The sequence below is a fragment of the Agarivorans sp. 1_MG-2023 genome (assembly GCF_030548385.1).
GTDB lineage: Bacteria > Pseudomonadota > Gammaproteobacteria > Enterobacterales > Celerinatantimonadaceae > Agarivorans.
The window spans coordinates 25,115-39,925 of the sequence record NZ_JAUOSJ010000002.1; the positions used below are offsets into that span (position 1 = coordinate 25,115).

The following is a 14,811-nucleotide window of genomic DNA, read 5'->3' on the forward strand; positions in this document are numbered from 1 at the left end:
CGAGCCTCTCACTCGTAATGGTAGAACTTATGAAATTTACAAAAAATAAAATTGCTGCTCTGTTATCGCTCGCTATGCTGGGTGTGTACGGATGTGGTTCAACCCCAAGTTCTGTCGACGCCGAAGGTGGCGTTGAAGATGTCGGCGGTACAGTGCCTGATTTTGAATCAGCCTCTTTTTTCAAAAAAATAAAGAAAGATCATGCTAAAACTCAAGTGGTCACCGATCAAGGTGTTACCAATGGTGGAAGCGCACTTAAAGTCGACTTTGATTCAGTTTCTGAGGCCAACAAATTTAAGTATTGGCCAAATGTTAAGGTGCATCCTGATGCAGGCTTTTGGAACTGGAATGCTAAAGGCAGCTTAACCTTAGACTTAACCAACCCAACAGATAGCCCTGTCAACATTATTCTAAAATTGGCTGACAACGTGGGCGTGATGGGATCGGGTGATAACCAATTAAACTATGCGGTTAATGTACCTGCTGGTGAAACGGTTCCAGTAGAAATGTTATTTAACGGCACCAAGCGTAAGTTAGATGGCTACTGGGGCGGTGAGAAGCTTAACTTACGCAACATTGTTGAATTCCAAATTTTTGTGCAGGGCCCTATGGATGCACAAAGTGTAATTATTGATAACTTTGATTTAGTGGATGCTACAGGGGACTTTATTGAAGCCTCTGGGCAAGCGGTAATGGTGACGGGACCTATCCCAACGGTTGCCTCAATTACGAGTTTTGATGAAGGCCAGCCTACATTTGTAGCCTTCGACCGTAGCGCTGCCGCCACCGTAACAGAGCTTAAAACTGACATGGGCGGCGAGTTAGCGGTTAAGCTATCTGCGTCAAATGCCTACCCAAATATTACTTTTAAAGCACCTCAACCTTGGGATTGGAGTGAGCATGGTGACTTTAGTTTGGCGTTTGATTTAGAAAGCCAAACAGATGAACCTTTACAGTTGTTTGTGCGTGTTGATGACGCCGAAAACGAAAACTGGGGCGGTACCGCAAACGGCGTAGTCGACAGTATGTCTAGCTATGTCACTTTAGCCCCTGGCGATGACGGGACCTTCTATTTACCATTGGGACAAACCGGTGATCAAATCGTATCTGGGATGCGAGCAGAGCCACCTAAAAAGTCTTATAACGCGCAGGCTATTAGTTACGGTTGGGGTGAGAAAAACCTGAACTTATCTAATATTGTGTCGTTCCAGCTGTATTTACAAAACCCGACTAAAGATGCTGAATTTACCATTAAAAGTGTCCGTTTAATTCCTAACATTGATGCAGACACAACTCGCTATGAAGGTTTGATTGACCAATACGGTCAATTTACGGGTGCAGATTGGCCGAAGAAAGTAACAGAAGATGAAGAACTTGCTGTAATGGGTAAGTTGTCGTTGATGTCACTTAAATCAAGCAGCCAAATGGAAGGTCGTAGTATTTATGGTGGTTGGGCCGATGGTCCAAAACTAAAAGCAACGGGCTTCTTCCGTACTGAAAAAGTAGACGGTAAATGGTCGCTGGTTGACCCTCAAGGTAACCTGTTCTTTGCTACTGGTTTAGACAATATTCGCATGGACGATACGGTAACCATTACCGGTCACGACTTTGCAGATAAAGACAAGCGCAGTGGTAAAGAGGTAGCGTCTGAAGTGAGACGTTCAATGTTTACTTGGTTACCAGAAGACGGTGACACCCTTGCAGATAACTATGACTACGCCAATTGGGTGCACTCTGGTGCGTTGAAAAAAGGTGAAGTGTTTAGCTTCTACGGCGCTAACTTACAGCGTAAATATGGTGGTAGCTTTGCCGAGGCCGAAAAAGTGTGGGAAGAAATTACCATTGACCGCATGCTTGATTGGGGCTTCACCACGCTAGGTAACTGGGCTGACCCAATGTTCTACGACAACAAAAAAGTTGCGTACTCAGCAAACGGTTGGATCTTTGGTGACCACGCTCGTATTAGCACCGGTAACGATTACTGGGGCCCAATTCACGACCCATTTGACCCAGAGTTTGTGGTTAGCGTGAAAGCGATGACCAAAAAGCTAATGACCGAAGTAGATAAAAATGACCCGTGGATGATGGGCGTATTTGTCGACAACGAAATCAGCTGGGGTAATACCAAAAACGATGCTAACCATTATGGCTTAGTGGTAAATGCCTTAAGTTACGACATTAAGAAAAGCCCTGCTAAAGCCGCCTTTACAGAGCATCTAAAAACCAAGTACTGGGCAGTAGAAGATCTTAATTCAAGCTGGGGCGTGAAAGTGGCGTCGTGGGCTGATTTTGAGAAATCATTCGACCACCGCTCGCGCTTAAGCAAAAACATGAAGAAAGATTATGCCGAAATGCTGGAAATGCTTTCTGCCAAATACTTCTCAACTGTTCGCGCTGAGCTTAAGAAAGTACTGCCTAATCACCTTTACCTAGGCGCACGTTTTGCCGATTGGGGAGTAACTCCTGAAATCGCTAAAGGTGCAGCACCATACGTAGATGTGATGAGCTACAACTTGTACGCCGAAGACCTTACCTCTAAAGGTGATTGGAGCAAGTTGGCCGAGCTAGACAAGCCAAGCATTATTGGTGAGTTCCACTTCGGTTCTACTGATTCGGGCTTATTCCATGGCGGTATTGTATCGGCAGCTAGTCAGAAAGATCGCGCTGCTAAATATACCAACTACATGAAGAGTATTGCTGACAATCCTTACTTTGTAGGTGCTCACTGGTTCCAATACATCGACTCTCCAACTACGGGTCGAGCTTGGGATGGTGAAAACTACAACGTTGGTTTTGTATCAGTGACCGATACCCCATACGTTCCATTGGTTGATGCCGCTAAAACTTTCAACCAAGACGTTTATAAACTTCGTTACAAGAAATAATCGCAATTACGATTTAGCACTCCCCTAACAGGTGGGGGAGTGCCCTCTGCTAGGTACAAGGAATGGGCAGGAAATATGAAGATTAAATTGTTAACCGCAGCAATAGCTGCAAGCTTAGCCTTACCGCTAAGTGCTGCAAGTTTGGTGACTTCTTTTGAAGAAGCTGACTACAGCAGCTCAGAAAATAATGCTGAATTTTTAGAAGTGTCTGGAGATGCAACTTCTGAACTTTCAACCGAACAAGCTACCGACGGTGCGCAATCGGTAAAGGCGTCTTTCGATGCTGCTTTTAAGCCAGTAATCGTGTGGAATTGGGGTAACTGGAACTGGGGTAGTGAAGATGTCATGACCGTAGATGTGGTTAACCCTAATGATACTGACGTGACTTTCGCGATTAAGCTTATCGATAACGATATTCAGGCAGATTGGGAAGACGATAGCCAAACCTCTCTTGACTACTTCACTGCGCCAGCTAACTCAACTCAAAGCTATAGCTTTAACCTCAATGGTGGGAATGAATTCCAAGAGCATGGCGCCAACTTTGATAAAGACAAAGTGCTGGGTGTGCAGTTCATGCTTAGCAACAACGAAAGCAAAGTACTCTACTTTGACAATGTAATGGTTGACGGTGAAGCTGTAACACCACCTCCTGGTGAAGGTGCTGTAAATACGCATACCGCGCCAGTTGCTACTCTAGAACAGATTGCCGACTTCGAAACCATTCCAGATTACTTAACGCCGGACGGTGGGGTAAACGTTTCAACCACCACTGAAATTGTGACAAAAGGCGCTGCTGCGATGGCGGCTGAGTTCACTGCCGGTTGGAACGGTTTAGTGTTTGCAGGTACTTGGAATTGGGCTGAACTAGGTGAGCACACAGCGGTAGCCGTTGATGTAAGCAATATCAGCGATGCCGATATTTGGTTATATTCACGCATCGAAGATGTGAATAGCCAAGGTGAAACAGCAACCCGTGGTACTCGCGTTAAAGCCGGCGAATCGAAAACGATTTTCACAAGCTTGAATGATAACCCTTCGTTATTAACTCAAGAGGAGCGAGTGACAGCGCTTGGCCTGCGTGATATTCCTGCAGACCCAATGAGTGCACAAAATGGTTGGGGAGATTTTGTTGCGCTAGATAAATCTCAAATCACCGCTATTCGTTACTTCATTGGTGAATTAGCATCAGGTGAAACGAGCCAAACACTGGTCTTTGATAACATGCGTATTATTAAAGATTTAAACCATGCGTCTGCCTATGCTGAAATGTCAGACCCAATGGGTCAAAACAACCTGGTGACATACACAGGTAAAGTGGCCAATAAAGAAGAACTGGCCAAATTAAGCGCTCCAGAACTTGCGGCGCTAGGTGAGTTAACTAATCGCAACCAATACGGTGGTAATACTAACGTATCACCAAGTGTTGATTGTGTATTAGCTACGCCTGCTTCCTTTAACGCCTGTAAAGACGATAGCGGTAACTGGCAGCTGGTTGATCCAGACGGCAATGCGTTTTTCTCAACGGGTGTTGATAATATTCGCTTAGCAGACACTTACACGCTAACTGGCGTATCAAATGAAACGCCTTCTGAGCTTCGTCAATCTATGTTTACCGAAATCCCGAGTGATTACGTAAACGAAAACTACGGCCCAGTTCATAGCGGACCGGTGACCACTGGTCAGGCAGTAAGCTACTACGGAAACAATTTGGTAACTCGCCACGCCGGTGAAGATGTATGGCGTGATATTACTGTTAAACGTATGAAAGATTGGGGTTTCAACACCCTAGGTAACTGGACTGACCCTGCATTTTACGACAATGGCAGCGTGCCATATGTGGCGAATGGTTGGTCTACGTCAGGTGCAGATCGTTTACCCGTTAAACAAATCGGTGACGGTTACTGGGGACCACTTCCAGATCCTTGGGATGCTAACTTTGCCACCAACGCTGCCACTATGGCTGCAGAGATCAAAGCTCAGGTAGCAGGCAACGAAGGCTACTTGTTAGGTATCTTTGTTGATAATGAAATGAGTTGGGGCAATGTAAATGCTGAGGTTGAAAGTTCACGTTATGAGCAAACACTAGCGGTATTTAATACCGACGGTACGGACGCAGGTACCAGCCCGGCTAAAAATAGCTTCATTTACTTCTTATCAAATGATCGCTACCCAGATGGTATTGCTGACTTGAATGCAGTTTGGGGTACTAGTTACGCCTCGTGGGATGCAATGCGCCCAGCAGAAGAGTTGGTGTATAACTCGGCAATGGCTGCAGACCTTCAGTACTTGTCATGGCAGTTTGCTTTCCAATACTTCAATACGGTGAAAACAGCTTTGAAAGCTGAGTTGCCAAATCACCTGTATTTAGGTTCGCGTTTTGCTGATTGGGGTCGTACACCTGATGTAGTCAGTGCTGCGTCTGCAGTGGTAGATGTAATGAGTTATAACATCTACAAAGACAGCATTTCAGCCACCGATTGGGATGCTGACGCTTTGTCTCAAATCGAGGCTATCGATAAGCCAGTGATTATTGGTGAATTCCATTTCGGCGCACTTGATAGTGGCTCGTTTGCAGAGGGTGTAGTTAATGCAAACTCTCAACAAGACCGTGCTGACAAAATGGTGAACTTTTTTGAATCAGTAAACGCTCACAAAAACTTTGTTGGTGCACATTGGTTCCAATACATCGATTCACCACTAACTGGTCGTGCTTGGGATGGCGAAAACTACAACGTAGGTTTTGTATCTACCACTGATACGCCTTACACCTTAATGACTGATGCCGTGCGTGAGTTTAACTGTGGCATGTATGGTGACGATTGTTCAAGCCTTGGTAATGCAGCAGAAGCCGCATCTAGAGCGGGTGCATTGTATACCGGCACCAATATTGGCGTAAGCCATTCTGGGCCAGACGCACCAGAACCAGGTGAGCCAGTTGATCCACCGATTGACCCACCTACGCCTCCTAGCGATGTAACAGGTGGCGGTGGTAGCGCTGGATGGTTATCGCTGTTGGGCCTAATGGGTGTGCTAGTACTAAGACGCCGTAAAGTGTAAGACCTGTGCCGCCTCGCAAATTAAGTTGTATTGCAGGCGGCCTTTTTAATTTCAGGAAGAAATATGAAGTATCTATATATCGTTCGCGGGCCATTTGGCAGCGGTAAAACCGAGTTTGCTAAAACCATTACCGAAAATGTTGTGTCATGTTGGGATTATTACTCCCAATACGGACAAAACAAATGGAATGAAGAGTTAAAACCCCATGCTGATGAATACTGTCGAAGTAGCGTATCGGAATTTATGGAGCAAGGTGCGAATACGATTGCAGTAACCAACTCATTCTCTAAATCTAGTGACTTAGATTTTTATATAGAGGCCGCCAAGCAGCATCAATACAAAGTCTTCACTTTGGTAATGGAAAACCAAAATAGCGAAGAATACAAACGTGACGCGCCAGAAGATGTGGTGCTTAAACAAATTATTAATCTTAAAAACAGCGTGGTATTTCACCAAGGTTTTTAGCCGCATGTAATAGCGTTTTGGTAAGAGAATAAGTATGAAAAAACACCCTATTGCCAGTCTATTTTTAATCTGTGGTTTAGTCCTTTCAAACACCGTTTTAGCACAAGTAACTACGCCCATGGTTTTGGGCGAACGTGACCGTTTAGTGATTGATCTGATTAAGCTTTCTTTTGAAAAGAGTAATTATTCGCAAGACATTCAACCGATTGATACCTACTACAGTGAGGCGCGCTTAGTTGAAGAAGTAAAACAAAACCAAGTTAGCGTTATTTGGGCGGGCGCATCAAATGCCATGCAGCAGCAACTTAAACCCATCAAAATTCCTATTTTTAAGGGCTTGTTAGGTCACCGGGTATTTGTGATTGAACAAAGCAATCAAGCGGCCTTTGAAGGTGTATCGAGCCTAGAAAGCCTAAAGCGCTTAAAAGCTGGTTTAGGGCGTTTTTGGGGGGATACTGAGATTTTGGAAAATGCGGGTCTTGAAGTGGTAAAGCCAGTTAAAGCCCAGAGTTTATTCCATATGGTAGATGGTGGCCGCTTTGACTACCTACCTTTAGCGGTTCACGAAGCCTGGGAGGTGGTTGAAACCCAAAATGAAGTAAACCTAGCCGTAGAAGACAACATTTTATTGATATACCCCATGGCGATGTATCTCTACGTGGACCCACAAAATCGAGAACTATACGACGCAATTAATAATGGTTTAGAAGCCGCAATAGCAGACGGCAGTTACGACCAACTATTTTATCAATCTCCCCTCATTTCTAACACCTTCAAAACAGCGCGCCTAAATGAGCGCCAAATAATAAAAATAAATAATCCTTTGTTGCCTGCCGACGCGCCTTTGCACCGTAAAGAGCTGTGGTTAGACATTCAAGATAGATAGACATAAGCGAGACTAAACGTGAAAGCAAGTTTAAGTAAATCTCTGATAATTATATTGTTGTTGTTTGGCTTGTTAGGCCTTTTGTTAGGTGGTGGTGTGAGTTACATCAACACTAAAAGCAAATTGGCGAAGGCTTACCAAGTAGAGCAGCAAGCAGTTACCGAAATGGCCAAAGCCGCTCTAATTGAAGCTGTATTTGTGTACGACTTTGAGCAAGCCCAAGCCATTGTAGATGCCCTAGTGCAGTCACCTATTCTTAACGCGGTCACCGTTGTGGATCAACGTGGTAAAGCGATTGCTCAAGCAAGTATTGCCAGCAGTAAGCAAGAGTTTGGACAGTTAGAGCTACAACGCGGCGAAGACCTGATTGGTAGCTTAAAGCTGCAGTTTGACGACTCTACAGTGGTAGCCACACTAAACAGCGAAATCACCAATGTAATGCTGAATATTATTTTGGTGCTGGCGGTGGTGGTGGGTGCGGTGTTCTTCTACGTAAGAAAACTGGTGGTCATTCCGATTAACGATGTGGCAAATTCTCTGCACCAAATTGCCACCGGCGATGGTGACCTTACCCGCCGTATTCCGGTACACAACAGCAATGAAATTGGCGTATTGAGCGGCAACTTCAATCTGCTCATGGATAACCTATCTAACTTGCTGGTGAGCATTCGTTCGGTGAGCGAGCAGGTGAGCTCGGTGTCTCACTCCTTGAGCTCTTCGTCTAGTGAGTCGCAGCGTGACTCTCTTTCTCAGCAAGACCAAATGGAGCAGGCGGCTACATCGCTGCAACAAATGAGCGCCTCAGCTGAAGAGGTGTTTGTTAACGCCGAAAGTACTGCTGAGAAATCGCAAAATGCCAGAGAACGAACCATTGCTGGTGTTGGTTTGGTTGATGAAAACAGCAAACTGATTGCCAAGTTATCTAGCAGCATTAGTGATACCTCGTTGCGCATCGATACGCTGATTGAATCGAGTTCTGCGATTGGCTCTGTGGTAGAGGTGATTCGCAATATTGCCGAGCAAACAAACTTGCTGGCATTGAACGCTGCGATTGAGGCCGCTAGAGCCGGTGAGCAAGGTAGAGGTTTTGCGGTAGTGGCTGATGAGGTCAGGGCGCTGGCTCAGAAGACTCAAGAATCAACCCAAGAGATTGAATCGATAGTGGCAGCCTTACAAGACAATGCCTCAAATGCGGCCAGTTCTATGGGCGCCAGTTTGCAATCGAGCAAAGAAGTAGACGACGCGGCTGAGTCTTTATCTCAAGCCTTAGGGGATATAGCCGAACACATTGAAAACATTAATCAAATGAACACCCATGTAGCGGTAGCCGCTAAGCAACAAAATAGCGTTACCCAAACCATTGCAGAAAACGTAACGGTGTTAAATGGCCTAGCCAGCTCAATTGCCAACAACGCAAAAAGTGTTAACGGGCAAGTGATATCGCTAGAACAGCATAACAATGATTTAGTGGTGAATATCAAACGTTTCAAAGTGTAAATAAGCTCGTTCAACATACCGTAACGTGAGGTGTTTAATACACCTCAGTTACGGCATTTTTGTATCTAGAAACAAGGGAACCCAGCGGGTAACAAGCTGTGCATTAGTGTTTATTTAGGGTTTTGAGCGATGAGGTTCGTATAGAAAGGGGGAAACGCTTTTGTCTAAAAGTAAAGAAGTACCCAGAGTGCCGCTGTTGATTTTAGCCCTTGAACCATGAGGTTCAAGGCGGGAAACAAGTCTCTACCGTAGGCTTCTCAGTCGGGCTGAGCATGCTCAATAGCAAAGAAAAATTACCCTAAAGATACAATTATCGGCTCAGGGACATCACCAACTGGCGAACACCCCAGGAAACTAAACTCTTTATACACTGTAGTAAAACATCGAGACCTGTGCGAGGGCTCTATTCAACATTGCCTATAGGTTGGCTTTGCTCTAGCAAGGCACGCTCAATAGTGTGTTGAAGCTCTACTATGCGCTGATTCATATTATCAGCATAATTCTGGTTTTTAGCTTGTTCACCATGTAGCTCATAAGAGAGATGCAAACCCACCATAATGGCTAAATGCTCGGTGCTGTTTACATTGCTTTTTTGTTTCAGCGTTTCTAAGCGTTGAGATAATTCATCTGCGGCTTGGCGAAGTTTATCTTCTTCACCTTCCGGGCAAGCTACTCGGTAGTTTTTGCCTAACAGTATTATGTCTACGCCCTGCGCCATGGTTCGCCTTAGCTAAACTCTATTACGAACTGAATATATAGCGCAGCGCCTTAACTTGCAACCATTGTTGGGGCGGTATTGTGCAAGCTGCGGCATTAACGAGCAGTTTGTTGTAAAGCTAAGCAAATCTGCGCTATCTGGCTCATAAAACCTGCTTGTCATGCTTGAATATCATAAGTTTATTGTCCACCATAGCGGCCAATAATCACTAGGTTTGTTAAGCTAACTCAGGTTGTAGCGAAGTTTTTACGTAACAGGAAAGAATATTTAATGACGCAAGCAGGCAGTTTTGCCGATGAACGTCGCAGATTTTATCGCATTGTTTACCCAGTGCGCTTGATTCAGCTCCTCATAAAAATGGTCAACACTAAAATTGCCAATGTTGCCCCTCAAGGCCGCCATAAATCGGAAGTGAAAGATGCCTTTGCTGCGCAGTTCATGCCGATGATGTATTTGGGCGATCACGTTTTTCCTGTATTAGATGTCTCTGAAGGCGGATGCCGTATTCAATGGCGCTCGTCAGCCGAGCCTTTGCCTATTTCTAGTAAGATTTTGATTGGTAGGCTTATCTTTCATCAAGATCTCAGCAAAATTGTTGATTACTTACCTAAAGACGTTCAAGAAGAGTTTGAAGACTTAAGCTTGCTGTACAGCACCGAGGGTTACGAACACCAGTTTGAAGCGCGGATTTGTCGCAAAATTGAAAACAAACGTGACCCTTATCCTCAACTATGTTTGCAGTTTACTAAGAACACCCATATCTCAGCGCGCTTTATTCGCCAGCAAGAAAGTACTCTGATTAAACTGTTCCGCGACCAATACATTGAGCGAGTGAGATTGCGCCGCAAACAATTGAAAGACGCCCAGCAAAAATAGCCCTAATGCTCCAGCTAATTGTGTGTTTAACATGGCTGCTAAACTTAAGCAGTGTTAGGATTAGCCCAATTAAAGTAGGTAGGTATTCAACGTGACTAAAATTGCATATCCAGATTACGAAGATCTGGGTGAACTGTTGATCGGTTCTAAAATCCTAGTAAGCCCAGCAGAAGTACACGGTTTATTAAGTGGCTTGTTGGCCGCTGGTTTGCCAAGTGACGGCGATTGGATGGGGCAACTAAACCTGTTAATCAACGACGGCCAAGGCTTACCCGTAGAGATTAAAAATCAGCTTAAAGTACTGATGGAAGCCACCCATAGCGGCATGAGCGATAGCTTATTGGGCTTTCAATTGATGTTGCCTGATGACGAAGTGGTTGTAGAAGAACGCACCGAAGCCCTAGCGCAATGGGTACAAAGCTTTTTAGTAGGCTTTGGTGTAGTGCAAAGCGATTTGAAAAAGCTTGCCGAAGACGTGCAAGAGCTGGTTAAAGACTTTACAGAAATTAGCCAATTATCGTCAGATTTAGATGACGATGAAGAAGAGAATGAACAAGCACTATTCCAAGTAGTGGAGTATGTGCGGATTGGTGCAATTACCATTTTTGCTCACCTCACTGCCAGTGATAGTGACGAACAACAACCTACATTGCACTAATATCACACGCTAAGGAGTTGCTGTGTTTTTATCGCGTCGTCAGCAGTTATTTACTGCTATGTCAGACAACAGTGTTGCGATTTTCTGCGCAGCAGAAGAACAAACCCGTAGTCGTGATACCGAGTTCCCGTTTCGCCAAGATAGCGACTTTTATTACTTCTCAGGTTTTAACGAACCCAAGGCACTGTTATTGCTGATTAAACAAGCTGGCGAAACCCGCACTGTATTGTTTAATCGCAGCAAAGATAAGCTAGCCGAAATTTGGCAAGGCCGCCGTGTAGGTCAAGAACAGGCCGTTGAGAGCTTAGTCATAGACAAAGCTTTAGCGGTTGAAGAGCTTGCCGAGCTACTGCATCTAGAACTAGATGGTTTAGATAAAGTGTATTTAGCGCAAGGCCGTTACCCAGCTTACGACCAACTTATATTCTCAGCCATTGAGAGCTTACGCAACGGTTTGCGCCAAGGCTTTAAAGCGCCTAGCCAAATTGAAGATTGGCGACCGATTGTTGACGAGATGCGCCTAATTAAATCTGCCGATGAAGTGGCCTTAATGCGCAAAGCGGGAGAGATATCTGCGGCTGGCCATGTACGTGCCATGCGTAGCAGTAAAGTGGGTATGTTCGAATACCAACTTGAAGCAGAAATTCATCATGAGTTTTTAATGGCGGGAGCGCGTTCGCCCGCTTATGGCACCATTGTTGGCGCAGGAGACAATGCCTGTATTTTGCATTACACCGAAAACCAAAGCGCGATGCAAAATGGCGATTTGGTATTAATTGACGCTGGCGCAGAATACCAAATGTATGCTGGCGACATTACTCGCACCTTTCCGGTAAACGGTAAGTTTGGCCCCGAACAAGCCAAGTTGTATAACATAGTGTTGGCTGCCCAAGTGGCGGCGATTGAAATGCTTAAACCCGGCGTTTCTATTTTTGAGGCCAACCAAGTTGTGCTGAACATTATGGTAAGTGGTTTGGTTGAGCTAGGTATTATGCAGGGCGATGTTGCCACCTTAATTGAAGAAGAAGCTTACAAAGAATACTACATGCACGGACTTGGCCATTGGATTGGCTTAGATGTGCATGATGTAGGTGACTACTACGATGTAAAACGCACTCGCCCATTAGCAGAGGGTATGGCCATCACCATTGAGCCTGGTTTATATATTCCGGCAGATGCCGATGTTTCAGCCGCTTATAAAGGCGTGGGGATTCGCATCGAAGATGATGTGGTTATTACTGCCAATGGCTGTGAAGTATTAACTGCCGATGTGCCAAAAACGATCGCCGAGATCGAAGCATTAATGGCGAGTTAGTGTAATGCCGCAATCCAAGCTTGAGCATTTCGACATTGCGATTGTTGGCGCTGGCATGGCTGGTGCCAGCTTAGCTTTAGCACTCAGCAATCAAGAGAGCGGCGTTAAGCCTCTGCGAATAGCAGTGATAGAGGCCGCCGAGCTCAACTTTGGTCAACACCCTGGTTTTGATGGACGAGCCATTGCCTTGTCGGCTGGCTCAGAGCGTTGGCTTAAGCAGCAAAACCTATGGCAATCACTGGCTCCCCATAGCTGCGCTATTGAACATATTCATGTGTCTGATCGTGGCCATTGCGGCTGGACAACCCTCGACGCTGATGAATACCAATTGCGTGCCTTAGGCCAAGTGATAGAGCTTGAACACGCCGGGCGAGAGTTTCATCAACTGTTGGCCGAACGCGAACAAATAACGCTATTTTGCCCGCATAAAGTACAAAGCATCGAGCAACAACAACAGCAGGTGATTGTTGAGCTGGATAATCAGCAGAGCATCACTGCAAGCTTACTGGTTGGTGCCGACGGTGCCGATTCCTTAGTCGGTAAGAAGATAGGTACTCAGCAGCAGCATGATTTTGCTAAGTTTGCACTGATAGCCAATGTGCAAGCAGAGCAAGCGCTAGCGGGCAGAGCCTTTGAGCGTTTTACCGATAATGGCCCATTAGCGTTATTGCCCATGACTAACCAGCGTTGGTCGGTGGTATGGTCGGTTGATGCTGAGCAAGCCAAGCAGCTACAAAACCTTGACGAAGATGCCTTTTTAGCCGAGCTACAGCAGGCTTTTGGTTACCGCGCAGGGCGTTTTGTTGGCGTCGGCGCTCGTGTTACTTACCCACTGGTGCTGCGTTACTACCAGCGCTTCTTTGCCCATCGGATGTTAATTTTAGGCAACGCCGCCCACAGCTTACACCCCATCGCAGGGCAAGGTTTTAACCTAGGTTTGCGCGACGTAGCCGCTTTAGCACCGTTGATTCTAGAACAGTGGCATAAAGGGCAAGATTTAGGCGCACACGCTATGCTCGATGCCTATCAGCAGCAGCGCCAAGCAGATATAGAACGTACCATTTCAATGACCTCAAGCCTCGCGAGTTTATTTGCCTGTAGCGATAAAAGCTCGGTTGTTCCACGTAATGTGGGCTTAATGGCCATGCAACTCTTCCCAAGCTTTAAGTCTTTGTTAGCCAAACAAAGCTTAGGTTTATTCTCTCGTTAATTGGCGTAAAGGCAGGCATATGCAAGCAGTAGACATAGCAATTATTGGTGGTGGAATGGTTGGCTTGGCGTTAGCGAGTGCATTGGCCGACAGCCCCTTGCGTATTGCCATTGTAGAGCCTAAACCCTCGCAACAACCTGAGTTAAACCAATACAGTTTACGGGTAAGTGCAATTAGCCTGTCGTCGCAACAGTTTTTAGAGTCTTTAGGCGTTTGGAGAAGTATTTTGCAGCAGCGTGTTGCACCCTACAGCGACATGCAAGTATGGGAGCAAGACAGCTTCGCTAACATTCGTTTTCAGGCAGAGAAAATGATGGTACCAAACATTGGTCACATTGTAGAAAACGACATTATTCGTCACGCCCTATGGCAGCAAGTTAGCCAGCAAAGCAACGTAACGATTGTTGAACAAGCGGTAGACAAACTACACCGTGGCGATAGCGAATCATGGTTGAGTTTTGCTAATGGCCAAGGCTTGAGTTGTAAGTTGTTAGTGGCTGCCGATGGCGCTAACTCTTGGTTGCGTCAGCAATTAGATGTGCCACTCACCTACTGGGATTACCAGCACACTGCCATTGTGGCTAGCATTAAAACCGCCGAGCCGCATCAAGATTGCGCCAGACAGGTGTTTACTCCAGAAGGTCCCTTAGCCTTTTTACCGTTAAGCGATAGCCATACCTGCTCAATTGTTTGGTCGGTATCCCCCGACAGAGCGGCAGAGCTACAAGCCATGTCTGAAAGCGAATTTAATAAGCAGCTCACTATGGCCTTTGATAACCGCTTAGGCTTGTGTGAGCGAGTAGGTGACATCGCCGGCTTCCCACTTCGAATGCGTTATGCGCGTGACTTCGCGGGAAAAGGTTATGCCTTAATTGGCGACGCAGCACATACCATTCACCCCTTAGCGGGACAAGGCGTTAACCTTGGTTTGATGGATGCCGCTGCCTTAGCCCAAGAGCTAATAGCCTTACAGCAAGCGGGCAAAAGCATTGGTGAGTACAACAACCTGCGCCACTTTGAGCGCTGGCGTAAAAGTGAAGCCAGTCAAATGATTGCTTCAATGGAATTTTTTAAGCGTTTGTTTGGTAATACCAACCCCGCACTTAAATTGCTGCGCGGAGTGGGTATGAGCTTGGTGGACAAAGCCGAACCTCTTAAGCAACAAGCGATGCGTCGAGCTTTGGGCTTAGAAGGTGACCTGCCTAAACGAGCTAGCTGTAAAGTTTAAGTATTAGCGCTGATAC

General features: G+C 45.8%; 11 protein-coding genes and 1 other RNA gene. 10 read left to right on the plus strand and 2 right to left on the minus strand.

Annotated elements, in window-relative coordinates:
• The first annotated feature begins 29 nt into the window (after positions 1–29).
• The 5 genes from Q4592_RS02175 (at position 30) to Q4592_RS02195 (ending at position 8,790) form a co-directional block, all read left to right on the plus strand.
• Complete coding sequence (locus Q4592_RS02175) at positions 30–2,885, plus strand: beta-agarase (RefSeq protein WP_303509197.1); 2,856 nt, start codon at positions 30–32, stop codon at positions 2,883–2,885.
• Between the two features lie 75 nt (positions 2,886–2,960).
• The gene (locus tag Q4592_RS02180) at positions 2,961–5,942 is read left to right on the plus strand and encodes a beta-agarase (protein ID WP_303509199.1); all 2,982 of its coding nucleotides are present in this window, start codon (positions 2,961–2,963) and stop codon (positions 5,940–5,942) included.
• 63 nt (positions 5,943–6,005) lie between these two features.
• A complete protein-coding gene (locus Q4592_RS02185) occupies positions 6,006–6,407 on the plus strand; it encodes a hypothetical protein (RefSeq protein WP_303509203.1) in 402 nt (133 codons plus the stop codon).
• Between the two features lie 34 nt (positions 6,408–6,441).
• Positions 6,442–7,293 carry a transporter substrate-binding domain-containing protein gene (locus Q4592_RS02190; protein ID WP_303509205.1) on the plus strand — a complete coding sequence of 284 codons (852 nt, stop codon included), beginning with the start codon at positions 6,442–6,444 and terminating at the stop codon, positions 7,291–7,293.
• 18 nt (positions 7,294–7,311) lie between these two features.
• Positions 7,312–8,790, plus strand: a complete 1,479-nt coding sequence (locus Q4592_RS02195; RefSeq protein ID WP_303509207.1) for a methyl-accepting chemotaxis protein — start codon at positions 7,312–7,314, stop codon at positions 8,788–8,790.
• 175 nt (positions 8,791–8,965) lie between these two features.
• Here the strand turns inward: Q4592_RS02195 and ssrS are convergent.
• Both ssrS and zapA read right to left on the minus strand, forming a co-directional pair.
• Positions 8,966–9,146: non-coding RNA, 6S RNA (ssrS, locus tag Q4592_RS02200), on the minus strand.
• Positions 9,147–9,193: 47 nt separating this feature from the next.
• Complete coding sequence (gene zapA, locus Q4592_RS02205; protein WP_303509210.1) at positions 9,194–9,508, minus strand: cell division protein ZapA; 315 nt, start codon at positions 9,506–9,508, stop codon at positions 9,194–9,196.
• Between the two features lie 270 nt (positions 9,509–9,778).
• Between zapA and Q4592_RS02210 the strand changes: the two genes are divergently transcribed.
• The 5 genes from Q4592_RS02210 (at position 9,779) to Q4592_RS02230 (ending at position 14,795) form a co-directional block, all read left to right on the plus strand.
• Positions 9,779–10,384 (plus strand): hypothetical protein, encoded by a 606-nt coding sequence (locus tag Q4592_RS02210; protein ID WP_137672278.1) that lies wholly within the window; start codon positions 9,779–9,781, stop codon positions 10,382–10,384.
• Between the two features lie 91 nt (positions 10,385–10,475).
• Entirely contained in the window at positions 10,476–11,042 is a 567-nt protein-coding gene (locus Q4592_RS02215) for a UPF0149 family protein (protein WP_303509216.1), read from the plus strand.
• Between the two features lie 22 nt (positions 11,043–11,064).
• Positions 11,065–12,357, plus strand: coding sequence for a Xaa-Pro aminopeptidase (gene pepP, locus Q4592_RS02220; protein WP_303509218.1), 1,293 nt, complete (start codon positions 11,065–11,067; stop codon positions 12,355–12,357).
• Positions 12,358–12,361: 4 nt separating this feature from the next.
• Positions 12,362–13,567 (plus strand): 2-octaprenyl-6-methoxyphenyl hydroxylase, encoded by a 1,206-nt coding sequence (ubiH, locus tag Q4592_RS02225; RefSeq protein WP_303509221.1) that lies wholly within the window; start codon positions 12,362–12,364, stop codon positions 13,565–13,567.
• 19 nt (positions 13,568–13,586) lie between these two features.
• Positions 13,587–14,795, plus strand: a complete 1,209-nt coding sequence (locus Q4592_RS02230; protein WP_303509223.1) for an FAD-dependent monooxygenase — start codon at positions 13,587–13,589, stop codon at positions 14,793–14,795.
• Positions 14,796–14,811: the final 16 nt, after the last annotated feature.